Origin of the sequence: Bacteroides sp. AM23-12 (genome assembly GCF_003434395.1) — a bacterium.
GTDB classification, from domain to species: Bacteria; Bacteroidota; Bacteroidia; order Bacteroidales; family Bacteroidaceae; genus Bacteroides; species Bacteroides thetaiotaomicron.
In genome coordinates this window covers 40,681-65,945 of record NZ_QTLF01000014.1, presented here as the reverse complement: position 1 = coordinate 65,945, position 25,265 = coordinate 40,681, and the positions used below count along the sequence as shown (strand labels likewise).

Genomic DNA, 25,265 nt, shown 5'->3' with positions numbered 1-25,265 from the left:
AAGACAGAAATTTTAATAACTTACCATACTATATGTATAACATTATCCAATTGAACGACAAAAATCTGTCGGAACTTCAAGTTATTGCCAAAGAGCTAGGCATCAAAAAAGCAGACTCATTTAAGAAAGAAGAACTTGTATACAAGATTCTTGATGAGCAAGCCATAGCCGGAGCCACTAAGAAAGTTGCCGCAGAGAAATTAAAAGAAGAACGCAAAGGAGATAAAAACAAGCGTTCGCGCACAGCCGCACCTAAAAAAGAAGAGAAAGTAGCACCTGCAGCCAAAAATGTGGAAGTTACTAAAAATAAAGAAAATGCTCCTGCAGCCAAACCTCAGCAACGGCCTAAAGAAGAGGCTGCCAACAAAGCCAAAGAAGCTCCCGTTGCTGAACCGAAGGCAGAGAAAGCTGCTCCTAAGCGCAAAGTAGGCCGTCCCCGCAAAGACGCCAATATCGCTGAAAAAGCAGAAAACAAGGAGGTGGAAAACGCAAAACCGATAGTGAAACCAACAGAAGAAAAAGCTGTTGCGGAAAAAACGGTAGTTGCACCGGCGGCTGAAAAAGCAACTCCGACACAGGAGACAGAAAAGAAAGTAAAAGAAAACAAACCTGCCGTTGCAGAAAAACCGGTAATAGCCAAACCGCAAAAGAAATCGGCACCGGTGATCGACGAAGAAAGTACCATCTTATCCAGCGAAGACGATGATGACTTTATCCCAATCGAAGACCTGCCTTCTGAAAAAATAGAGCTTCCGACCGAACTCTTCGGCAAATTCGAAGCGACCAAGGCAGAAACAGCACAAGCCGCCCCCGAGCAAGCTCCACAACCACAGCAACAACAGCATTCACAACCGCAACAACGCCAGCGCATTGTCCGCCCGCGCGACAACAACAATAACAACGCCGGCAATAACAATGCAAATGCTAACAACAATAATAATTTCCAGCGTAATAATAACAACAACCAGCGTCCTCCGATGCAACAACGTCCTGCACAACAGCAGAACAACGCTGCCGAGAACCTTCCGCCTGTACAACAACAGCCGGAACGCAAAGTGATCGAGCGTGAAAAGCCTTATGAATTCGATGATATCCTCAGCGGAGTAGGCGTACTGGAAATCATGCAGGACGGATACGGATTCCTCCGTTCTTCCGATTACAATTATCTTTCTTCTCCGGACGATATTTATGTATCACAGTCACAAATTAAGTTATTTGGTCTTAAGACCGGTGACGTGGTAGAAGGCATCATCCGTCCGCCAAAGGAAGGAGAAAAATATTTCCCGTTAGTAAAGGTGTCAAAGATCAACGGACGTGACGCAGCTTTCGTTCGCGACCGTGTTCCTTTCGAACACTTGACTCCGCTCTTCCCGGACGAGAAATTCAGACTCTGCAAAGGCGGTTATTCAGACTCCATGTCTGCCCGGGTTGTAGACCTTTTCGCTCCTATCGGTAAGGGACAGCGTGCACTGATCGTAGCACAGCCGAAGACAGGTAAGACCATCTTGATGAAAGATATCGCCAACGCCATCGCAGCCAATCATCCGGAAGTATATATGATTATGCTGCTGATCGACGAACGTCCGGAGGAAGTAACCGACATGGCACGCAGCGTCAACGCAGAAGTAATCGCTTCTACTTTTGACGAACCGGCAGAACGCCACGTAAAAATCGCAGGTATCGTACTCGAGAAAGCAAAAAGACTGGTAGAATGCGGACACGACGTAGTGATCTTCCTTGACTCTATCACTCGTCTGGCACGTGCTTACAATACTGTATCTCCCGCATCCGGTAAAGTACTTTCCGGTGGTGTGGACGCCAATGCACTTCACAAGCCCAAACGCTTCTTCGGTGCTGCCCGTAACATCGAAAACGGCGGTTCGCTGACTATCATCGCTACCGCACTGATCGACACCGGTTCCAAAATGGACGAAGTTATCTTCGAAGAATTCAAAGGTACAGGTAACATGGAGTTGCAGCTTGACCGCAACCTGTCCAACAAGCGTATCTTCCCTGCTGTCAACATCACCGCATCCAGTACTCGTCGCGACGATCTGCTGCTTGACAAGACAACACTCGACCGCATGTGGATATTACGCAAATACCTTGCAGATATGAATCCTATCGAAGCAATGGATTTCGTAAAAGACCGTCTGGAAAAAACAAGAGACAACGACGAATTCCTGATGAGCATGAATAGCTGATCAAGAATAAACGATCATAAATAAGGAACGGTGAATATACTGGACGATGAATAATCGCAGTTTATTCACCGTTCTTTTTATGATTTCCATTAATTCTTTTCATTTATTATTCATCGCGGTCTTCGCTGTTCCTCATGAATCGTTCATCGCATATTTCATTTTTGTACAAATTACTTTCATTTACGTCCAAAACCACTCCCCCGCCCTTTTTTGCTTTTTGTTTTTTCCTACTTTTGCTACCCAATCAATTACTTAATTCTAGCCAAGAATGAAAACAATTTATCCATTCATGGGATTAGCCCTTTGTGGCGCAGCAGCCCAGGCACAAGAAAAGCCGAACTTCCTGATTATCCAGTGCGACCATCTCACACAACGTGTCGTAGGCGCTTACGGACATACACAAGGCTGCACACTTCCCATTGACGAAGTAGCATCAAGAGGAGTAATCTTCTCTAACGCTTATGTAGGCTGCCCCCTCAGCCAACCTTCACGCGCAGCATTATGGAGCGGCATGATGCCTCACCAGACCAATGTACGTTCAAATTCCAGCGAACCCGTCAACACCCGCCTGCCGGAAAACGTACCTACACTGGGTAGTCTCTTCTCCGAAAACGGTTATGAGGCCGTACACTTCGGCAAGACTCACGACATGGGCTCACTGAGAGGCTTCAAACATAAAGAGCCGGTAGCCAAGCCATTCACCGATCCCGAATTTCCGGTCAACAATGACAGTTTCCTGGATGTAGGAACCTGCGAGGATGCCGTTGCCTACCTCAGCAATCCTCCGAAAGAACCTTTTATCTGCATTGCAGATTTTCAGAACCCGCATAATATCTGCGGATTCATCGGCGAAAACGCAGGGGTACACACCGACCGGCCGATCAGCGGACCGCTGCCCGAATTGCCGGACAACTTTGATGTGGAAGACTGGAGCAATATTCCGACTCCCGTACAATATATCTGTTGCAGTCACCGCCGCATGACACAGGCTGCCCATTGGAACGAAGAAAACTATCGTCACTACATCGCCGCCTTCCAGCATTACACCAAGATGGTGTCCAAGCAAGTAGACAGCGTACTGAAAGCCCTCTACTCCACCCCTGCCGGAAGAAACACGATTGTCGTAATTATGGCGGACCACGGCGACGGCATGGCATCCCACCGCATGGTGACCAAGCATATCAGCTTCTATGATGAAATGACCAACGTTCCGTTTATCTTTGCCGGTCCCGGCATCAAGCAGCAGAAGAAACCTATAGACCATCTGCTGACACAGCCGACGTTAGATCTCCTGCCCACCCTTTGCGACCTGGCAGGCATCGCCGTTCCGGCAGAAAAAGCCGGCATCAGCCTTGCACCGACTCTAAGGGGAGAGAAACAAAAGAAAAGCCACCCTTATGTTGTCTCCGAATGGCACAGCGAATATGAGTACGTTACCACTCCCGGACGCATGGTGCGCGGACCGAGATATAAATACACCCATTATCTGGAAGGCAACGGAGAAGAACTGTACGATATGAAAAAAGATCCGGGTGAAAGAAAAAATCTTGCCAAAGACCCTAAATACTCCAAAATACTCGCCGAGCATCGTGCTTTGCTGGACGATTACATCACACGTTCCAAAGATGATTACCGCAGTTTGAAGGTAGATGCCGATCCCCGGTGCAGAAATCATACTCCCGGCTACCCCAGCCACGAAGGTCCTGGGGCACGGGAGATCCTCAAAAGAAAATAATTCTATAAAAAAGAGTGAAGATTGCTTGCCAGTCTTCGCTCTTTTTATTTCTTTTGCACATCACCATACGAGCAAACAAAATAGTGAATAGTAATTTACAGCATATAATAGCACTCATTGCAGCCATATTCATATCGGCGGCTCTCCATGCAACAAACCTGAACAAAGAACGACTTACCTTACTCCAGCCACTTGTCGAGCATGATCTTTCTTTCAATACAAATATCGATATTACAACGGACAGCATCATCTTATGGGAAAAACTCTTAAGCCCCGAACTTGAAAAGCAGCAAGAATATCATATTCTGTTTCCATTGAAAATGATGGCAGTTCAGGCATTAATTACGGAAGGAAATATCAGTCTGGCAGTCAACAACGCCAACTCAATGTATCAGCAAGCCAAAGCTATAGATTATCCTTTCGGAACGGCACTGGCATTGCGTGCCCTTGCAGACACCTACCAAAGTTCGGGAAATCCCCAGTCTGCTATAGAGTCTTATGAGGAATCCTTGAAAATAATGCAAAAAATTCCGGCAAGTATTCCATATCTTAAGACAAGCATGTTTCATTTGATCCTGAGCAAACTCAAATACAGGCAAATGACAGATATCGAAAAAGATTTTGCCTATCTGGAGTCTCTTTACCATAAAGAATCAGGTTTGCCCGATGACTTCTATCTGCCTTGCAGCTATGCCTATTATTATATACAGACAAACAACCTTCCAAAAGCACTGGAGTATCTGAAACAGCTGGACTCCATCTACGAAAAATATCCGTATCCCTACTATTCTTCAATCAGCAACTATATGTATGCCGGCTATCATATTGAGTCAAAAGAATATGATAAAGCGCTGAAAGAATATGAAGAATTACTCACCATAACAAAGAAAACGGCTTTATTCAGACATGTTCAGTTATTACAGGAACGCGCCAAAGTCCTGGTACTTATGAATCAGAAACAAGAGGCGTGCAAGATTTATGAGGAGATTAATCATCTCAAAGATTCATTGGACGCCCAAAGTTATCTCAGCCAGATAAACGAACTGCATACCCTGTATCAGATAGATAAAAGCGAACTTAATTATATCAACATACAAAAAAATCTCTATTATTGGAGTCTGTCTGTGATCTTAGTGATCGTAGTACTGATCATCATTGCCATTTTCCGCATCAAGCGCACCAACAATCGTCTTCTGCAATCACAACAGGAACAGGAAAAAGCCAAGAAACAAGCAGAAAAGTCTATCCACACCAAAAGCCTTTTTCTCTCCAATATGAGCCATGAGATTCGTACTCCGCTCAATGCTTTATCCGGTTTTTCAGCTATTCTGACAGAAGAATCCATCGACAACGAAACGAAACAACAGTGCAACGATATCATCCAGCAGAACTCAGAACTGCTGCTCAAACTGATTAATGATGTAATTGACTTATCCAGCCTTGAAATTGGAAAAATGCAATTCAAATTCAACGAGTGTGATATTGTAGCGCTATGCAGAAATGTCATCGACATGGTAGAGAAAATAAAGCAGACTCAAGCGGAAGTACGGTTTTCCACCTCTCTCAGTTCACTGAAGCTGACCACGGACAGTGCCCGCCTGCAACAAGTACTGATCAATCTGCTTATCAACGCCACAAAGTTTACTGCACAAGGCACTATCACCCTGGAACTGGTGAAACAAACGGAAGATACGGCCCTTTTCTCCGTTAGTGATACCGGTTGCGGAATCTCCAAGGAGAACCAGAACAAGATATTCAACCGCTTCGAAAAGCTCGATGAAAACGCACAAGGCACAGGACTCGGATTATCTATCTGCCAGCTTATCATCGAGCAACTGGGAGGCAAAATATGGATCGACCCGGACTATGACAAAGGAGCACGTTTTCTGTTCACACACCCGATTTGCCATGCGCAGATAAAGAAGGAGGAAACACGATGAAACGACTGATATTACTGATCATCACCTGCTATGGCCTACTGTCGGGCTATGCAAACACCGATACAGCCTCAGACAGTCTGCTGCAAGTGTTGCAAACGCTGCCGCATGACACCACACGCCTCTCTACCCTGAACGACATTATCAAGATAGAGCAGAACAACTACAAATGTATCCAGTATTCGGATTCGCTGATGCAGGAAGCGTTAAAACTGAAAAATGACAAGTATGCCAGTTTAGCCGCTTATTATCATTTGTTGTATTATTACAACCGTTGCGAACAGGATAGTGTAGCCAAATGGATAGTCAAGATGGAACCGTTGGTACAAAAATCCGGTTTATGGGATTATTTCTTCGACGCCCGACGCTTTCAGATTGACCTATACACCTTTACCGAACAATATGAGCTTGCCATCAGCGAAGCAAACAAGATGAAACAGAAAGCCCTTGATATTGACAATAACCGTGGAACGGTAGCTGCTTATCAGTGCCTGTCCAACGCATATATCGGCAGCCAGCGCTGGGACGAGGGGCTCAAAGCATTGGAAGAAGCCTACAGGCTACTTCCAAAGAATGGCAATGCGGTAGTCCATATCTCCGTCCTGTCACAGCTCATATCCGTAACCAAAGAAATGAAGGACAATTACAGGCAACTAAAATACCTGCAAGAGTTGGAAAATGTACTCCGTAAATTCATCATTGACAATCCATCTCTAAAAGACGGATTTGCAGACGTATTCATTTTCAATGAGATTTTCTATGCGCATTATTACCTGAATACCAATCAGCCCCAAATTGCTTATTCACATATAGAAAAGTCTAAAAAGTATCTGACTGAAAATACCTATTTCATGTATAAGGTGCTCTACTACGACATCTATGCGAAATACTATCAGAGTATCAAACAATATCAGCAGGCATCAGCCTACATCGACACGACATTAACTATGCTCAAGAAAGATTTCACCAGCGACTATGCCGAACAACTGCTGAAACAGGCTAAAATATGGGTGGAAGCCGGAGATAATAACAGAGCGACAACTCTCTACCAACAGGCACTGGCCATCAAGGACTCGGCTGCCATGGCACTCTCCAACACCCAAATGGAGCAAATCAAAAAAAGCTATAATCTGGACAAGATAGAACTGGAACAACAAAAGCAGACCAACCAAATACGTCTGATCAGCCTGATCGTAATCAGTGCCATTCTGATCGTATTATTTATTTCCCTATTCCGGCTCTCCAAAATCCGCAAAGCCCTGAAATATTCCGAGAGCGAAATACGCAAAGCAGCGGAAACGGTACGGGTAACCAACGAAATAAAAAATCGCTTCCTGTCAAACATGAGTTATAACATCCGGACCCCGCTCAACAACGTGGTAGGTTTCTCGCAACTCATAGCCAGCGAACCGAATATAGATGAAAAAACAAGAGAAGAATACTCGGCGATCATCCACCAAAGCTCAGAAAGATTAATGAGACTGGTCAATGATGTACTCGACCTGTCTCGTCTGGAAGCCAAAATGATGAAGTTCCAGATACAAGACTATGATGCCGTCGCACTTTGTAACGAAGTATGCTACATGGCACGCATGAATAATGAAAAGACAGGCATTCAAGTCCGCTTCACTCCGGAAGTCGAGTCACTGTCCCTTCGCACAGATACCACCCGATTGGGATACGCTCTGCTCAGTACCCTGACCTATCCGCATGAACATGAAACAGAGGGACAACAGGAGGAACGGATTATCCGCTTTACATTAAGCCGGAAAGGCGAAATGCTTTATTTCCGCATTCTCAACTCTCCATTGGCGGACGAGGCTTTCACCTCACAGGAGACCGGCATCAGGCATGAGATCAACCAGTTATTGCTGGCTTACTTCGGAGGAAGCTATCAGGTAAACGCCCGGGGAACAGAAGGCCCGGAAATTGTTTTCACCTATCCCATTGCTTCAGAATCGGAATAAAGCGCTATCTTTGCAAACTGTAAACTTAAACGCTTAATTATGTATACCAACAAACAGATTTGGAGTGTCAGTTACCCGATACTACTCAGCTTGCTGGCGCAAAATGTCATCAATGTCACCGATACCGCATTCTTAGGGCACGTTAGTGAAGTGGCCCTGGGAGCTTCGGCTATGGGTGGACTATTTTATATATGTATATTCACCATCGCTTTCGGATTCAGCACAGGATCACAAATTGTCATTGCACGACGCAATGGAGAAGGACGCTACAGTGATGTAGGTCCCGTAATGATTCAGGGGATTATGTTCCTCCTGTTGATAGCTATATTGATGTTCGGCTTCACCAAAGCGTTCGGAGGAAATATCATGCGGTTGCTGGTTTCTTCCGAATCCATCTACGAAGGCACTATGGAGTTTCTGGACTGGCGTATTTACGGGTTCTTCTTCTCGTTTGTCAATGTCATGTTCCGTGCCCTGTACATCGGCATCACACGTACCAAGGTCTTGACCATCAATGCTGTTGTCATGGCATTAACCAACGTCATATTGGACTATGCACTGATTTTCGGTAAATTCGGTCTGCCGGAAATGGGAATCAAGGGAGCTGCTATCGCTTCTGTACTGGCGGAAGCCTCTTCCATTCTCTTCTTCCTGATCTATACATATATCAGTGTTGATTTGAAAAAGTATGGTCTGAATCGTCTGCGCTCGTTCGATCCGGCATTGCTGATGCGTATTCTCAGCATTTCTTGCTTCACGATGCTTCAATATTTCTTATCGATGGCGACCTGGTTCGTGTTCTTTGTTGCCGTAGAATGGTTGGGACAACGGGAACTGGCCATTGCCAATATTGTCCGTAGTATCTACGTCGTACTGCTGATTCCGGTGAATGCACTGGCAACAACGACCAACAGCCTTGTCAGCAATGCCATCGGCGCAGGAGGTATCCAATACGTCATGCCGCTTATCAATAAAATAGCCCGATTCTCGTTCTTCATCATGCTGGGACTGGTGGGATTGTCGGTTTTGTTTCCTCAGTTCCTCCTCTCCGTATATACCAGCGAAGCAGCGTTAATCACCGAGTCCGTGCCTTCGGTATACGTTATCTGCTGCGCCATGCTCATTGCATCAGTAGCCAATGTCGTATTCAACGGCATCTCCGGAACAGGAAATACGCAGGCAGCCCTGTTGCTCGAAACCATCACGATTGCCATTTACGGTTCCTACATCGTTTTCGTCGGAATGTGGCTAAAAGCACCGATTGAAATCTGCTTTACGATTGAGATTCTGTACTATACCTTGCTGTTGATAACAAGCTATATTTACCTCAAAAAAGCAAAATGGCAGAATAAAAAGATATAAATACAAGAGATTTTTGTACATTTGCAGGCTCAAATAATTAATTCGTAATTAAACAACTATGTTCGATAATTTAAGTGAAAGACTAGAACGGTCATTCAAGATTCTGAAAGGTGAAGGCAAAATCACCGAAATTAACGTGGCGGAGACGCTGAAAGATGTACGTAAGGCATTGCTTGATGCCGACGTTAACTACAAGGTTGCAAAAACTTTCACTGACACGGTGAAGGAAAAAGCCATCGGTCAGAATGTACTTACGGCTGTGAAGCCAAGCCAGTTGATGGTGAAGATTGTGCACGACGAACTAACCCAGTTGATGGGTGGCGAGACGGTAGAAATCAACCTCGAATCCCGTCCGGCAGTAATCCTGATGTCAGGTCTGCAAGGTTCGGGTAAGACTACTTTCTCCGGTAAGTTGGCACGCATGCTGAAAACAAAGAAGAATCGCAAACCATTACTGGTAGCTTGTGACGTTTACCGTCCGGCAGCTATCGAACAGTTGCGTGTACTGGCAGAACAAATTGAAGTGCCGATGTACTCAGAACTGGACAGCAAAAATCCGGTAGAGATTGCACAACACGCCATTCAGGAAGCCAAAGCCAAAGGATATGACCTCGTAATCGTCGATACAGCCGGACGTCTGGCCGTAGACGAACAGATGATGAACGAGATCACCGCTATCAAAGAAGCGATCAATCCGGACGAAATTCTGTTCGTGGTAGACTCCATGACAGGACAGGATGCCGTCAATACAGCCAAAGAATTTAACGAACGTCTGGACTTCAACGGTGTGGTACTGACCAAATTGGATGGTGACACCCGTGGTGGTGCGGCTCTTTCTATCCGTTCGGTAGTCAACAAACCGATTAAGTTTGTGGGTACAGGTGAAAAGCTGGATGCTATCGACCAGTTCCACCCGGCACGTATGGCAGACCGTATCCTCGGTATGGGTGACATCGTTTCGCTGGTAGAACGTGCTCAGGAACAGTATGACGAAGAAGAGGCCAAACGTCTGCAAAAGAAGATTGCCAAGAATCAGTTCGACTTCAACGACTTCCTCAGCCAGATTGCCCAGATCAAGAAGATGGGTAATCTGAAAGAACTTGCATCCATGATCCCGGGCGTAGGCAAAGCTATCAAAGATATCGATATCGACGACAATGCTTTCAAAAGTATCGAAGCGATCATCTATTCCATGACTCCGGCAGAACGTTCTAATCCGGAAATATTGAACGGCTCACGCCGTACACGTATCGCTAAAGGTAGCGGAACAACGATTCAGGAAGTAAACCGTTTGCTGAAACAGTTCGACCAGACTCGCAAAATGATGAAGATGGTAACCAGCAGCAAAATGGGAAAGATGATGCCGAAAATGAAAAAATAAAAAGAATTTTATTCTGTTTCAGATAGAAGGAGGAGGCTTAGGCTTCCTCTTTTATTTTTGGTATTACAGATTTCACTTTCCTATACCAATCAGCCTTTTACCTGGCAACTTCAACTTTTCAAGTTTTCACTTTCCACAGACTCTTGTAGTGATTACTCCCGCCATGATAAACCCAATATAAAACACTGCGTTTTACAAGGTATAAAGCTATGCTTTAGGGAGTGAAAAGCGCAGCTTTATACCTTGTAAAGCGCAGCTTTAGCTTCCATATCCCCGCTCCTTTCGCCAACAACTACACTGAAAGATTATCCTAAAACCATATTAATATCACTATTTACTTGTAATGATTACAATTTTACAAAGGTTTTATATGAATATTCATTTTTATTTCTTTACTTTGCAAAAGATAACAAAACAGAAGCACGAATATGTACTATGTATATGTAGCAGGTTACATTTTATTAGCAGCAGCCATGCAGCTGTTCACAGGAAACTTTCCTGTTTCTTTTCTCGCCTTTCCGCTGAATATCATCTTTGCGGCGATCTGGCTTTTCCTGTTATGGATACTATATAAAGAATATAATAATCTAAGAATCACCCGTTTTCTCGGTTCATCCAAAGCCAGCGTTTTATCTATCAGCCTGTTTATCGGTGGTTGCCTGATCATAGGACTTTTCCCCCAACTATCTGAACCGGAAGCAGAAATGCGCAATGGAATATCAGCCTCATTGGGATGTTACAATTTCATGACTTCATGGATATTCATTTCTATACTCTTATTATTATTAAGCAATCTGGCGATGATCACCATCCACGCCTGTCGGCATCGCAAACAAGCACGCTGGCGCTTTATTCTGAACCATACAGGTTTATGGCTGGCTCTGTTTGCTGGATTTCTGGGTAGCAGTGACACGCAGACATTACGCATACCTTTATATAAAGGTGAACCGACACACGAGGCATTCGACATGAATGGCACATCTTACTATTTAGATTATGATATGGAACTCAATTCGTTCGCTGTAGAATATTACCCGAACGGACGTCCTTCCCGCTTTTCCGCCAATGTACGTTTGGGGAATGAGAACGTTCTGCTGGAAGTAAACCATCCCTATTCCTACCGACTGGGGGAAGACGTCTACCTCACCGGATACGACGTAACAAAAGGCAACGAAAGCAATTACTGCATTCTACAGGTCGTAAAACAGCCCTGGAAATATGTGATGGTAGCGGGTATTCTGATGATGCTTGCAGGAGCAGTTCTTTTATTTATAAACGGAGCTAAAGCGTATGATAAACTGGGATAACTTCTATGTATTTGCAGCAGTATCCATCTGCTTATGGTTGGCAGGAGCTGTATTTGCCCTTCGTTCATCATCGAAGAGTAAGGTGGCAATCGTTTTTACTTCCGGCGGCATTATTATATTGGGAATATTTATTGCCGGATTATGGATATTCCTCCAGCGCCCTCCATTACGCACTATGGGAGAAACCCGATTGTGGTATTCATTCTTTATGGGAATAGCAGGATTGCTAACCTATATCAGATGGAAGTATCGCTGGATTCTCTCTTTCTCGACGTTACTTTCTACAGTTTTTGTGATCATTAATTTGATGAAGCCCGAGATACACGATCAGTCATTGATGCCGGCGCTGCAAAGTGTATGGTTCATCCCGCATGTAACCGTATATATGTTCTCTTATTCCGTTCTGGGATGTGCTTTCATCATCGCCCTGACCGGACTGTTCCGTCATAAAGAAGAATACCTGCATACAGCAGACAATCTGGTCTACGCAGGCGTCGCTTTTCTTTCCATCGGTATGCTGCTAGGTTCTCTCTGGGCAAAGGAGGCTTGGGGAAACTACTGGAGCTGGGACCCCAAAGAAACTTGGGCAGCCATCACCTGGATGGGATATTTGCTCTACATCCACCTCCGCCTGTTCAGAAGAACCGGACGGAAAACACTCTATGCCCTGCTCATAGTCTCCTTCCTTGCTTTACAAATGTGCTGGTATGGAGTCAATTACCTGCCGGCGGCCCAACAAAGCGTACATTTATATAATCGTAATAACTAACCTCAAAAAACAAATGTGAAATGAAGAGAAGTACAAAACTAATCGTAGCATTATTGGTAGTCGTGGCGGCATTGGTAGTCATTTACCGACTGATGCATCGGGTGCCTTCTGCCGATTTGGAAGCAAACGTGCAGATGCAACAGATTATTACGGATGCAGGATGCCTGAGATGCCATACCTCGACGCCGGAACTACCGTTCTATGCAAATATGCCTGTAGCCGGAAAAATTGTAATGGAAGACGTGAGCAAAGCCTATCGCGCTTTCGACATGACTCAGATGGAGAAAGACATGAAGGAAGGACGCCCTCTCAATCCGGTTGATCTGGCTAAAGTAGAAAAAGTAATCCTCGACGGAAAGATGCCGCAGGCAAAGTATTACCTTGTACATTGGGGAGCTTCTTTCAATGATGCAAAGAAAGAGGTAGCACTGAGCTGGGTAAAACATCACCGCATGGGACTGTATACCGATGTGGCAGTAGCACCTGATTTCATTAACGAACCGATTCGTCCTATTGCCGACTCGATCTCAGTCGATGTACGCAAAGTGGTCTTAGGAAATCTGTTGTATCACGACACCCGCTTATCGGCAGACAACACCGTTTCATGTGCCAGCTGTCATGGTCTGGATACCGGTGGCGTTGACAACAAGCAGTATTCTGAAGGAGTAGGCGGTCAGTTGGGCGGCGTCAATGCCCCGACCGTATACAATGCTGCCTATAACTTTGTTCAATTCTGGGACGGACGTGCCGGAACTCTGGCAGAACAAGCTGCCGGCCCTCCATTGAATCCGGTAGAAATGGCTTGCGAGTCATTCGATCAGATCATCAGCAAACTGGCAGAAGACAAGAATTTCGTAGTGGCATTCAACGAAGTATATCCCGACGGATTGAACGAAAAGAATATCACAAATGCTATTCAGGAGTTCGAAAAGACATTGCTGACTCCTAATTCACGTTTCGACCGTTATCTGAAAGGACAGAAAGATGCCATCACCGCAGATGAAATCGCCGGATACGACCTTTTCAAGAAATATGACTGTGCGACTTGTCATGTGGGAGAAATCCTCGGAGGACAATCTTATGAACTGATCGGTGTACAGCATGATTATTTCGCAGACCGTCAGGCAGAAATGACTGAAGAAGACAACGGACGATTCAAGCAGACAAAAGCAGAGCGTGACCGTCACCGCTTCAAAGTGCCGGGATTGAGAAATATTGAACTGACCGCTCCTTATTTCCACGACGGCAGCATGGCTACTATGGATGATGCGGTTCGCGCCATGGCCAAATATCAGTTAGGCATCGACCTGCCACAACCGGAAGTAGATAAGATTGTCGCCTTCCTCCGTACATTGACCGGAGAGTATAAAGGCAAATTGCTGACAAATAAGAACATGATCTGACAAGACCAAACAGAGGCTCCATTTCACCCGAACAGAGCCTCTGATTGATGTAAACAGAGCCTCCGTTTCACCCAAACAGAGGCTCTGTTTTTCTTGCCTGAAAATCAGAGCTTTCCCTTGTACTTTTTACCTTCTTTCCTACTCGCATTCCAATATGTTCCGCTGTCCCCTCTCCACAAAAAGTCCATTCCTTTTGGAGAGTTCAGTTATTTATTTTACTTTTGTCCATCACCAATAAATACTCTGAAAATATGACTCTGATAGACGGAAAAGCCATTTCCGAACAAGTGAAACAAGAGATTGCAGCCGAAGTAGCCGAAATTGTTGCTCGTGGCGGCAAACGCCCGCATCTGGCAGCAATCCTTGTAGGACATGATGGTGGCAGCGAAACGTATGTAGCCGCCAAAGTAAAAGCCTGCGAAGTATGTGGATTCAAATCCTCCCTCATCCGTTACGAAAGTGACGTGACCGAAGAAGAACTACTCGCCAAAGTACGCGAACTAAACAATGACGACGACGTAGATGGATTTATCGTACAGCTCCCGTTACCCAAACATATCTCCGAACAGAAAGTTATCGAAACGATCGACTATCGTAAAGATGTAGACGGATTCCACCCTATCAACGTGGGACGCATGTCTATCGGACTTCCCTGCTATGTATCCGCCACCCCGAACGGTATTCTTGAACTGCTGAAACGCTATGAGATAGAGACGTCGGGAAAGAAATGTGTTGTACTCGGCCGCAGCAATATTGTCGGCAAACCGATGGCTTCACTGATGATGCAGAAAGCGTACCCGGGAGATGCAACCGTCACTGTATGCCATAGCCGCAGCAAAGACCTGGTAAAAGAATGTCAGGAAGCAGATATTATTATCGCTGCTTTGGGACAACCCAACTTCGTGAAAGAAGAAATGGTAAAAGAAGGTGCAGTAGTAATCGACGTAGGTACTACCCGTGTTCCGGACGCCAGCAAAAAATCCGGCTTCAAGCTGACAGGCGATGTGAAGTTTGATGAGGTAGCGCCTAAGTGCTCATTCATCACTCCCGTACCGGGCGGCGTGGGTCCGATGACGATTGTATCATTAATGAAAAATACACTTTTAGCCGGTAAAAAAGCTATTTACAAGTAGAATATTGAAGGACAGTGAAATGTGTTTCACTGTCCTTTTCCTTCCCTTAATCTGACAGTTATGAAAACAATTACGACTCTCCCTCTCTTATTATGTCCGTTTCCTGCCTAAGTAACAATCATTCTCGAAAAGACATTATAATCCTCTTGAACGTATGAAAGAACTATTAGTATCCCTTCTTCTGGTTACACAATTCTCTTGTATCAGCAAAGCGCAAGAAAATGATACTACCACACAGATACTGACAACTGACAGCCTGCAAACAGACACCCTTTCGCTTCTTTTTGCAGGGGATCTTATGCAGCATCAAGGACAAATTAACGCTGCACGTACTGCGACAGGAGGCTACGATTATTCCAGCTATTTTGAATATGTCAAAGACGAAATTCAAAGTGCTGACTTTGCCATAGCTAATCTGGAAGTTACTCTCGGAGGAAAACCGTACAAAGGCTATCCCGCTTTCAGCGCTCCCGATGAATATCTGACCGCTATCCATAATGCCGGATTCAATGTACTGATAACCGCCAATAACCATAGTCTCGACCGTGGCAGAAAAGGCTTAGAACGCACTATACAATTAATAGACTCCTTAAAAATTCCACACGCCGGAACGTACCTCAACGCTGAAGAGCGTGAAAATAAATACCCTCTTTTATTAGAAAAAAAAGGCTTCCGCATTGCCATACTCAACTATACATACGGAACAAACGGAATCCCTGTCACTCCGCCCAACATCGTTAATTATACTGATACGACCATTATATCCAAAGATATCGAAGCAAGTAAAACAATGAACCCCGATGCAATTATTGCTTGTATGCATTGGGGAATCGAATACCAGTCACTCCCTGACAAAGAACAGAAGTTTCTGACCGATTGGCTGCTTCGAAAAGGAGTAAATCACATAATCGGTTGTCATCCTCATGTTGTGCAGCCTATCGAAGTTCGCGAAGACAGTCTGACAAACGGGAAGCATCTGGTAGTATATTCACTGGGGAATTATATTTCCAATATGTCCGCCCGTCGCACGGATGGCGGCCTGATGGTAAAAATGGAATTAGTAAAAGATAGTACCACCCGACTCAACCATTGCGAATATAGCCTGGTATGGACAGCCCGTCCCGCTCAATCAGGAAAAAAGAATCATCAATTACTACCAATTAATTTCCCCACTGACTCCATTTCCGTAAATGCACGTAACTCTCTGAGAATCTTTGCAAATGATGCGCGATCCCTCTTCAGCAAGCATAATCGGGGAATAAAAGAATATCTTTTTTATAAAAAAAAGTAGCAGAATCTTTTGGAGATTTAAAGATAATATCTATCTTTGCACCGCGTTAGAGAAACGCAGACATGGTGGATGTAGTTCAGTTGGTTAGAGCGTCAGATTGTGGTTCTGAATGTCGCCGGTTCGAGTCCGGTCTTCCACCCCAAAGAAATTTTAAAAGACAAGTCCTGTAAAGCGAAAGATTTACAGGACTTATTTTTTATTAATACAATCGCTTTATGGAAAACAACAAAAAACTAACTCGTTCCAGAAAGGAACGAATGATAGCCGGAGTATGCGGAGGTTTAGCCGAATACTTCGGATGGGACCCTACTTTAGTAAGAATAGTCTATGCACTAGCCACCATCTTCACTGCTTTTGCAGGAATTATTATTTATCTTATTCTATGGATCATTATGCCGGAAGAAAGGTATAGCGACGGATACGGTGACAGAATGAATCAACGTTTGCATTAGTATTGCTTTCATAGCCATCCGGAGCATTTACTTTAAAGATCCGGATGGAAATCTTATAGAAATCAGTACATTAATATAATTCGAGTCCGAACTCATCTTTCAGTTGCATCAGCGCCTGATTCTTCTGTGCCATCATCTGGAACTTCTCGACACGACCAACCGCCCGAACAGTTTCTGCAGGTTCACTTACCCGCACTGTCATCGCCACTTTGCTGTTCTTCAATCTTCCACGAAGATAAGTCTGTAATTCCGGAATCAAAGCTGTAAAATCTTTAGCAGCAATCTCATTATCGACCACTACTTCAAAAGTAGTCGAATTATTCAACAATACCGGACGTATCACTTGCATACGCTTTGCAATGGCCACCTGTTCTTTGGGTAACTGTCCCGCATATTCCTGCCAGTAATAATTCAAATCTCTGTCATTGAAAATAAAGTCTTCTTCCGGCTGTGTTTGCACCTGAGCAACATTGGTTTTGGCTGTATTCTGAGCAGCCTGATCACGTTGCGGATTTTTGATAGATACTCCCAAACTAGACATCTTCATTACAGGAATCTTCCGTTCCTCTTTGGAAATCGAAGAGATTCCAACACTCTGTGACGGCGCGGAAGCAGTATTTGCCGGAGCAGCAGCCCCCGAAGCAACAGATACCTGCGGTTGACGCACAGCAGTATTAGCGGCAGACGGCGCAATAGCCGGAGACGGAGCAGTATGAACAGTAGTCTGTTGAGCAGACGGTGCAGAAGCGACCTGCGGCTGCTGAGCTGCGGCAGGTTGGGTGAATACGGGTTTTATGGTCTGCTTAGGGCCACGCCCACCACTTACGTCATCCCCCTCGGTGGTAAGCTGGGCAACCTGTATCAAGGTCAGTTCCACCAGTAAGCGCTTGTTCTTGCTGGCACGGTAATTCAAATCACAATCATTGCAAAGCTTCATCGCACGGTAAAGGAACTGCAACGGGCATTTCTGCGCCTGTTCCTGATAACGCTGACGTATGCTCGCCCCTACTTCCAGTAATGGCAAGGTAGCTGCATCCTTACTGACCAGCAAATCCCGGCAATGAGAAGATAATCCGGTGATGAAGTGACTACCGTCAAATCCTTTATTCAGCACATCATTGAAAAGCAACAAGGCATCACTTACCCTGTTTTCTAGAAAACAATCCGTCAGACGGAAATAATATTCGTAATCGAGAACGTTCAAGTTCTCAATAACACTCTTATAAGTAATATTCCCTCCCGTAAAACTCACTACCTGATCGAAGATAGACAATGCGTCACGCATACCTCCATCCGCTTTCATTGCAATGACATTCAGCGCTTCGGGTTCTGCCGTAATATTTTCTTTTGCAGCAACGTACGACAAATGATTCACCGTATCTTCGACACTGATCCGGTTAAAATCATAAATCTGGCAACGGGAAAGGATAGTCGGAAGAATCTTATGCTTCTCCGTCGTAGCCAGAATAAAGATAGCGTGGCGGGGAGGTTCTTCCAATGTTTTCAGGAATGCGTTGAAAGCGGAAGCCGAGAGCATGTGCACCTCATCGATAATATATACCTTATATTTACCGATCTGTGGCGGGATGCGCACCTGTTCCACCAATTGACGGATATCATCCACCGAATTGTTGGAAGCGGCATCAAGTTCATGGATATTATACGACCGCTGTTCGTTGAAAGCCACACACGATTCGCATTCGTTACAGGCTTCACCATCGGCAGTAGGCGTCATACAGTTGATGGTTTTGGCGAAGATACGTGCACAAGTAGTCTTTCCCACCCCGCGCGGTCCGCAAAACAAATAAGCATGAGCCAATTTCTGGGTAGCGATTGCATTCTTTAATGTAGTAGTCAGCGCTCGTTGTCCCACCACCGATTCGAATGTGGACGGACGGTACTTACGAGCTGATACAATATAGTTCTCCATATCCGGGATTCTCTCTGTTTTTTTTGATTTTTCGCTTTCAGTGCAAATGTACACAAAAAAGTGATAAGTAATAAAGGATAGAGAAAGAAGTTTTGAACCTAAAGCGGTAAGTTTTTAAGTTATTAGTTTTATCTTTGCGGATATAAAAAAGAGAAGTTATGGATAAACTGATCACTATCTGGAGTTTCATATGCCGACGTAAGTATCTTATCACCGTCGTTGCATTTGCTGTTATCATTGGTTTTCTGGACGAGAACAGCCTGTTCCGCCGTCTGGGATACGAACGCGAAATCAGCCAGCTGAAAGAAGAGATAGAAAAATACCGAGCGGACTACGAAGAGAACACCAAACGTCTCAACGAGTTGAACAGCAATCCGGATGCTATCGAACAGGTGGCACGTGAAAAGTATCTGATGAAGAAGCCCAACGAAGATATTTACGTTTTTGAAGATAATAAATGAAACAATTAGTACCCGCACTTTTCGCCGTAGGCGCAATCATGGCTCTCACAGGGGCTGCTGTATATATCACCGGATGGAACTATGCTCCTTATATTTATACCATCGGAGCCGGATTCATTGCTCTGGCACAAGTAAACACACCGGTTAAAGGAAAAAGCAAAATATTAAAGCGTCTGCGCATCCAGCAGATATTCGGAGCACTTGCGCTGATACTGACGGGAGCTTTCATGTTTACCACCCATGGAAATGAATGGATTGCCTGTCTGACTATCGCTGCCGTACTTGAACTTTACACCGCTTTCCGCATTCCACAGGAAGAAGCAAAAGAAGAGAAATAAAAAAACCTGTTCAAAGCTTCTCAGTCTTGAACAGGCATCAATTTATTAAAATCATGAATGCCCTTAGGAAACCCAAGGGCCTAAAAAAGACGTTTTTTATTTCTTAGCAGATGAATATCTGGCATTCAATCCATCTACAATTTCTTTTGTGATATTATATGCACTATCAGCATAAAGCAGATTATCGAAACCTGTGTTGCTGAAGATCAGGCTATATCCACGAGTCTTATTATATTCTTTCAGGAAAGCGTTGATAGAATCACGGAAAAGCAAACTGTTAGCATTATTGTCTTCCATCAGACCATTTTGAAGTTTGTTGCTCAATTCCTGCAAATCCTGTTCCATTTTAGCCAAACGATTGTATTCCTGCTGAGCTCTTTCCGGTGACAGGAAAGCATTGCTTTCATATTTCTTTTGGAATTCCTGTTTTTCTTTGTTCAAAGCTGTCATCTTCTGGTTCAGCGTCATGCGAACATTTTCGCTCTTCTTTACCATAGCCTCATTCAAGTCAATACAGAAATTGTATTTAGCCAACAAGGTATCTATTTCAACATAAGCTATTTTCATTCCAGACAATTCTGCATTAGCCGAAGCCGGAGTAGTTGCAACTTGATTATCAGCTTTGCCGGCGCATTGTGAGAATAAAACGATAAACGCAAGTGCAGCTAAACCGTTCATGAGGTAGTTTATTCTATTCATAACTCTAAAATATTGTTTTTAATTAATTAGTTCATACTATCGTTCAAGGCTTTTTCCAACTCATCAATAGAAAAACGTGATTTCTTTTGTGCTTCACGATCCTGCGACTGCGCACAACCGATTCCTTTCTTACGCAACTCTTTATTACCGCTCACATGACCATTCGGGAACTTTCCCCCCTTCGTAAAGAATACTTTCACCCCCAATAATAGCAGGGAAATAGCAACTATTAACAAAGTTATCAGTATAGTCTCAACCATTTCTATTAATTTTGTGAGTGCAAAGATAGGCTTTAATGAGAAATGAGTTCAGATAAGTCAAGCAAATTAACCATATTTAGCAATAAGAGGAACCAAAATGAACCTCCTATTCCTATTATAAAAGAAAAAAGCATGGAAAAAAAAGACCTTAAGCCGGCTGGCGTATTCAAGTATTTTGAGGAAATCTGCCAAGTGCCGCGTCCTTCCAAGAAGGAAGAGAAAATAATTGCCTACCTAAAGGCATTCGGAGTAAAACATAACCTGGAGACCAATGTAGATGAAGCAGGAAACGTACTGATCAAAAAGCCCGCCACTCCGGGCAAAGAAAACCTTCAGACTGTCATATTGCAATCGCACATCGACATGGTGTGCGAAAAGAACAATGATGTACAGCACGACTTCCTTACCGACCCTATCGAAACAGAAATAGACGGAGAATGGCTGAAAGCCAAAGGAACTACCCTCGGAGCTGATAACGGTATCGGTGTAGCTACCGAACTGGCTATCCTGGCGGATGACAACATCGAGCACGGCCCGCTGGAATGCCTGTTTACCGTAGATGAAGAAACCGGTCTGACCGGAGCTTTCGAGCTGAAAGAAGGTTTCATGAGCGGTGATATTCTGCTGAACCTCGACTCCGAAGATGAAGGAGAAATCTTTATCGGATGTGCCGGAGGTATCGACTCCGTTGCAGAGTTTAGTTATAAAGAAGTAGAAGTCCCCGCAGGATACTTTTTCTTTAAAGTAGAAGTAAAAGGACTGAAAGGCGGTCACTCCGGTGGTGATATTCACTTGGGACGGGGCAATGCAAACAAGATACTGAACCGATTCCTGTCCCGAATGGCTAACCGGCAGGACCTGTATCTCTGCGAAATCAACGGAGGTAACCTGCGCAATGCCATCCCCCGCGAAGCATACGCCATCTGTGCAGTTCCCGAAGATGCCAAACATGACGTCCGCACGGAACTGAATATCTTCACCAGTGAAGTAGAAAACGAACTGGCCGTCACCGAACCGGACCTGAAACTGGTTCTTGAATCGGAAACTCCCCGTAAAATGGCTATCGACCAGGATACTACTACCCGCTTGCTGAAAGCATTGTATGCTGCTCCTCACGGTGTATATGCCATGAGTCAGGATATCCCCGGACTGGTAGAGACTTCAACCAACCTTGCTTCTGTCAAAATGAAACCGAATCATATTATCCGCATCGAAACCAGCCAACGCAGCTCTATCTTATCTGCACGCAATGACATGGCGAATACGGTGCGTGCCGTCTTCCAGCTGGCAGGCGCTGATGTGACCTTCGGTGAAGGTTATCCGGGATGGAAGCCGAATCCTCATTCAGCTATCCTCGAAGTGGCAGCAGAATCTTACAAACGACTTTTCGGTGTAGAGGCGAAAGTGAAAGCAATTCACGCAGGACTGGAATGCGGTTTGTTCCTCGACAAGTATCCGACTTTAGATATGATCTCTTTCGGACCTACTCTCACCGGAGTACACTCTCCCGACGAACGGATGCACATCCCTTCCGTTGAGAAGTTCTGGAAGCACCTGTTGGATATTCTGGCACATGTTCCTGCCAAGAAATAACAGTCAGGTAAGATATCATAGAAAAGATGATGGTGATAGCAGAAAAAGATTTGCTATGACCGTCATCTTTATTATAATGCTCTTTTTCGTGCCCTCTTATATCATAGGGCAAACTTCTTTTGCAAAGCAAACTTCCCTTACCGAAAAAGAATCGTTCAGCAATAAACAATCTGTTTCCCAGAAGAAGTCTTCCGCCGAAGAACGAATTCCCTTTCGTGTCATGAGCTGGAATGTAGAAAACCTCTTTGACACTCACCACGATACACTAAAGAACGATAATGAATTTCTCCCTGACGCTATCCGTCACTGGAACTACACCAAGTACAAGAAGAAACTGGCTGATATGGCCCGTGTCATCACTGCCGTCGGTGAATGGAATCCACCCGCCCTTGTAGGTCTTTGTGAAGTAGAAAACGACAGTGTACTACGTGATCTCACACGACGTTCTCCTTTAAAGGAACTGAGTTACCGGTATGTTATGACAAGTTCTCCCGATCTGAGAGGGATTGATGTTGCTTTATTATATCAACGTGACCTATTCAAATTATTATCTTTCCGGTCTATCCCCATCCCCTCATTCAAGCATCATCGCCCCACAAGAGATTTACTGCACGTCAGCGGACTATTATTAACCGGAGATACACTTGATGTAATCGTCTGCCATCTGCCTTCCCGGTCCGGTGGAGCCAAGGAATCCGAACCTTACCGGCTACACGCTGCCCGAATACTACGCACAGAAGCCGACAGTCTGCTAAATATCCGCCTTCATCCACAACTGGTCATCATGGGAGATTTTAATGACTACCCAACCAATAAATCCATCAAAGAGATATTAGAAGCTACTGATCCCCAACAGTCAGTCACCTTCCCCAATCCCCGGAAACTCTACCATCTGCTTGCCCGAAAAGCAACATCCCGCCATTTTGGCTCCTATAAATACCACGGAAAATGGGGATTGCTCGACCATTTGATCGTATCCGGCAATTTACTCGATACTTCCTCTAAATTCTTCACCGGTGAAGACAAAGCAACTGTTGCCCGCCTCCCCTTTCTATTGACAGAAGACAAGAAATACGGTGATGATGAACCTTTCCGTACCTATAAAGGAATGAAATATCAGGGAGGAATCAGTGACCATCTTCCTGTTTACGCAGATTTTGAACTCATTTTATACTAGCCGAAATACAAGGAGGTTATAAATCCACTGTCAACCACTCCGCCGGACATAGCCGGAAAGAAAAAAAAGAGTTTTTTATGTTAATAAACGGGGTTCGATACAAAATTTACTTATTTTTGCAGGGTTTACAGCATTTACAAAAAATACCCCCAATGGAAACCTTTGACGAAAAACAACTTCTGAAGGCTATTAGCGAAGGAGATGAGAAAGCCTTTAAAACTTTCTTCCTATACTACTATCCCCGCATCAAAGGGTTTATCAACGGACTACTGCAATCGCAAGAAGAGGCCGAAGATTTATCGCAGGACATCTTTCTTACGTTATGGAACAACCGCTCATCCCTCCATACCATCAATAACCTTAAACCTTATCTTTTCCGCATTTCCAAAAATGCGGTGTATCGGCACATCGAACGCACACTACTGTTCAGGAACTATCAGCAGAAAGAAACCGAAAAGTATATCCCGCCACTGGAAAGCAACGAAACCGATGACAACATCCACCTCAAAGAACTCGAACTATTGGTGACAATGGTTGTAGAAAAAATGCCTCCGCAACGACAGAAAATATATAAGATGAGCCGGGAATCAGGAATGAACAACGAAGAAATAGCCCGCGAACTAAGCATCAACAAACGAACAGTAGAGAACCACCTTTCACAAGCACTTACCGACATCCGAAAAGCATTATTCATAACCTTTATTCTATTTTTCTAAAAAAAAGTAGAATAGAGGCTGTGCGTTATTAATCTGTTACGTATCTTATATATGTAACCACACCTAAAATGCGCTAATATGTCGAACGCTCATAAAATAATTAAAAACTTTACTTCCGATAAGTTCAGTCCGGAACTTAAAGAGAAGTTATGGAAATGGCTTGTCGACTCCAGTGAACAGGCGGAGAAAGATGAAGCATTGATGGAATTATGGGAAGATCAGAATTTCAAAGCCGATGCAAGTACTGAACGTTCCTATCAGAACTTCCGCAGGAAAATTGCGCCCCAACAGCGGAAGGCAACTGCAAGGTATACCTTGCGCAAATGGCTACAGGTGGCGGCTGTATTACTGGTTCCCCTGCTCTCTATGGTGGCATCCTACCTATATATACAATCGAATGAAGAGCATACAGAACTTGTCGAGTACTATGTGCCCAGAGGCGAACAAAAACAGGTTACCTTGCCCGACGGCACCACAGCATACCTCAACTCAGGAACTTTACTGGTATATCCGCAAAAGTTCACCGGGGATATCCGTTCGGTATATCTGATAGGAGAAGCTAATTTTGACGTAAAGAAAGATAAGCAACATCCATTTATCGTCAAGACCAACCATCTGAAAGTAAAAGTATTGGGAACTAAATTCAACGTACACGCTTATGCAGAAGACGAGAAGACAACCACTACTTTGGAATCGGGTTCCGTAGTCGTTCAGAAAGCAAACAATGAGGATATCATCACCCTCACACCGAACGAGCAACTGGAATATGACAACCCGTCCGGAGAATTTAATAAAAAGATTATCGACGCCTCTGTCTACTCCGGCTGGACCAGAGGCGAGCTGAACTTTGCGGCAATGACTCTCAGCGATATTTTCATTACGATAGAGAGAATATACGACATACACATCATCGTCCCTCCGCATCTGGCTACCACCGATGTATATACCATCAAGTTCAAACAAAAAGCTCCTATCAAGGAGATCATGAATATCGTGACCAAAACCATAGGAAACATAGACTATAAAGTCGAAGACGAGAACATTCTCTTAATTTATTCACCCCTAAATAAGAAAGGAGGCCGATAGACAGAAAAAAGGGAGTCGATATTTCGCGGATACCAACTCCCCCAAATCAAAATTACTTCATTTA

The 25,265-nt window shown here is 44.4% G+C and carries 21 protein-coding genes and 1 tRNA gene; 19 read left to right on the top strand and 3 right to left on the bottom strand.

Translation table 11 applies throughout. The features are described from left to right. Positions 1 to 32 precede the first annotated feature (32 nt). From rho to DW640_RS13095, 13 genes are all read left to right on the top strand, one after another. On the top strand, positions 33 to 2,204 hold the full coding sequence (rho, locus tag DW640_RS13155; protein ID WP_074856730.1) for a transcription termination factor Rho: 2,172 nt from the start codon (positions 33 to 35) through the stop codon (positions 2,202 to 2,204). 268 nt (positions 2,205 to 2,472) lie between these two features. Beyond that, positions 2,473 to 3,939, top strand: a complete 1,467-nt coding sequence (locus DW640_RS13150; RefSeq protein WP_016267060.1) for a sulfatase — start codon at positions 2,473 to 2,475, stop codon at positions 3,937 to 3,939. Between the two features lie 83 nt (positions 3,940 to 4,022). Next, the gene (locus DW640_RS13145) at positions 4,023 to 5,879 is read left to right on the top strand and encodes a HAMP domain-containing sensor histidine kinase (RefSeq protein ID WP_032813270.1); all 1,857 of its coding nucleotides are present in this window, start codon (positions 4,023 to 4,025) and stop codon (positions 5,877 to 5,879) included. Further along, entirely contained in the window at positions 5,876 to 7,843 is a 1,968-nt protein-coding gene (locus tag DW640_RS13140; RefSeq protein WP_061473371.1) for a HAMP domain-containing sensor histidine kinase, read from the top strand. The genes DW640_RS13145 and DW640_RS13140 overlap by 4 nt, the downstream gene beginning before the upstream one ends. Positions 7,844 to 7,882: 39 nt before the next feature. After that, a complete protein-coding gene (locus DW640_RS13135) occupies positions 7,883 to 9,205 on the top strand; it encodes an MATE family efflux transporter (RefSeq protein WP_117578350.1) in 1,323 nt (440 codons plus the stop codon). Positions 9,206 to 9,263: 58 nt separating this feature from the next. Further along, the gene (gene ffh / locus DW640_RS13130; RefSeq protein WP_008767918.1) at positions 9,264 to 10,586 is read left to right on the top strand and encodes a signal recognition particle protein; all 1,323 of its coding nucleotides are present in this window, start codon (positions 9,264 to 9,266) and stop codon (positions 10,584 to 10,586) included. Positions 10,587 to 11,014: 428 nt separating this feature from the next. Beyond that, positions 11,015 to 11,893: a cytochrome c biogenesis protein ResB gene (locus DW640_RS13125; protein WP_061473372.1), complete on the top strand. Its 879-nt coding sequence runs from the start codon at positions 11,015 to 11,017 to the stop codon at positions 11,891 to 11,893. Further along, entirely contained in the window at positions 11,877 to 12,662 is a 786-nt protein-coding gene (locus DW640_RS13120; protein WP_008762125.1) for a cytochrome c biogenesis protein, read from the top strand. Before DW640_RS13125 ends, DW640_RS13120 begins: the two co-directional genes overlap by 17 nt. A 20-nt stretch (positions 12,663 to 12,682) precedes the next feature. Then, on the top strand, positions 12,683 to 14,065 hold the full coding sequence (locus DW640_RS13115) for a cytochrome c peroxidase (protein ID WP_061473373.1): 1,383 nt from the start codon (positions 12,683 to 12,685) through the stop codon (positions 14,063 to 14,065). A gap of 251 nt (positions 14,066 to 14,316) precedes the next feature. After that, on the top strand, positions 14,317 to 15,198 hold the full coding sequence (gene folD, locus DW640_RS13110; protein WP_008767914.1) for a bifunctional methylenetetrahydrofolate dehydrogenase/methenyltetrahydrofolate cyclohydrolase FolD: 882 nt from the start codon (positions 14,317 to 14,319) through the stop codon (positions 15,196 to 15,198). A gap of 154 nt (positions 15,199 to 15,352) precedes the next feature. Further along, complete coding sequence (locus tag DW640_RS13105) at positions 15,353 to 16,489, top strand: CapA family protein (RefSeq protein WP_016267053.1); 1,137 nt, start codon at positions 15,353 to 15,355, stop codon at positions 16,487 to 16,489. Between the two features lie 65 nt (positions 16,490 to 16,554). After that, positions 16,555 to 16,631 (top strand) — tRNA-His (locus DW640_RS13100). A 73-nt stretch (positions 16,632 to 16,704) separates the two neighbouring features. Beyond that, complete coding sequence (locus DW640_RS13095) at positions 16,705 to 16,941, top strand: PspC domain-containing protein (protein ID WP_008762121.1); 237 nt, start codon at positions 16,705 to 16,707, stop codon at positions 16,939 to 16,941. A gap of 70 nt (positions 16,942 to 17,011) precedes the next feature. On the opposite strand, the gene DW640_RS13090 is transcribed toward DW640_RS13095, so the two are convergent. After that, on the bottom strand, positions 17,012 to 18,871 hold the full coding sequence (locus DW640_RS13090) for a DNA polymerase III subunit gamma/tau (protein WP_008762120.1): 1,860 nt from the start codon (positions 18,869 to 18,871) through the stop codon (positions 17,012 to 17,014). A gap of 158 nt (positions 18,872 to 19,029) precedes the next feature. Between DW640_RS13090 and DW640_RS13085 the strand changes: the two genes are divergently transcribed. Both DW640_RS13085 and DW640_RS13080 read left to right on the top strand, forming a co-directional pair. After that, positions 19,030 to 19,332 carry a septum formation initiator family protein gene (locus tag DW640_RS13085; RefSeq protein WP_008762119.1) on the top strand — a complete coding sequence of 101 codons (303 nt, stop codon included), beginning with the start codon at positions 19,030 to 19,032 and terminating at the stop codon, positions 19,330 to 19,332. After that, a complete protein-coding gene (locus tag DW640_RS13080; protein WP_008762118.1) occupies positions 19,329 to 19,670 on the top strand; it encodes a hypothetical protein in 342 nt (113 codons plus the stop codon). Before DW640_RS13085 ends, DW640_RS13080 begins: the two co-directional genes overlap by 4 nt. Positions 19,671 to 19,766: 96 nt before the next feature. On the opposite strand, the gene DW640_RS13075 is transcribed toward DW640_RS13080, so the two are convergent. Beyond that, positions 19,767 to 20,369, bottom strand: a complete 603-nt coding sequence (locus DW640_RS13075) for an OmpH family outer membrane protein (RefSeq protein ID WP_008762117.1) — start codon at positions 20,367 to 20,369, stop codon at positions 19,767 to 19,769. A 26-nt stretch (positions 20,370 to 20,395) separates the two neighbouring features. Continuing rightward, on the bottom strand, positions 20,396 to 20,629 hold the full coding sequence (locus tag DW640_RS13070; protein WP_008762116.1) for a hypothetical protein: 234 nt from the start codon (positions 20,627 to 20,629) through the stop codon (positions 20,396 to 20,398). Positions 20,630 to 20,761: 132 nt separating this feature from the next. On the opposite strand from DW640_RS13070, the gene DW640_RS13065 reads away from it, so the two are divergent. The 4 genes from DW640_RS13065 to DW640_RS13050 all read left to right on the top strand — a co-directional run bounded on the left by DW640_RS13065 (position 20,762) and on the right by DW640_RS13050 (position 25,201). After that, the gene (locus DW640_RS13065; protein WP_061473374.1) at positions 20,762 to 22,222 is read left to right on the top strand and encodes an aminoacyl-histidine dipeptidase; all 1,461 of its coding nucleotides are present in this window, start codon (positions 20,762 to 20,764) and stop codon (positions 22,220 to 22,222) included. After that, positions 22,203 to 23,399 (top strand): endonuclease/exonuclease/phosphatase family protein, encoded by a 1,197-nt coding sequence (locus DW640_RS13060; protein ID WP_072066661.1) that lies wholly within the window; start codon positions 22,203 to 22,205, stop codon positions 23,397 to 23,399. Before DW640_RS13065 ends, DW640_RS13060 begins: the two co-directional genes overlap by 20 nt. Positions 23,400 to 23,551: 152 nt before the next feature. Then, positions 23,552 to 24,115, top strand: a complete 564-nt coding sequence (locus DW640_RS13055) for an RNA polymerase sigma-70 factor (RefSeq protein WP_016267049.1) — start codon at positions 23,552 to 23,554, stop codon at positions 24,113 to 24,115. A 78-nt stretch (positions 24,116 to 24,193) separates the two neighbouring features. Beyond that, positions 24,194 to 25,201, top strand: coding sequence for a FecR family protein (locus DW640_RS13050; RefSeq protein ID WP_061473376.1), 1,008 nt, complete (start codon positions 24,194 to 24,196; stop codon positions 25,199 to 25,201). Positions 25,202 to 25,265 lie beyond the last annotated feature (64 nt).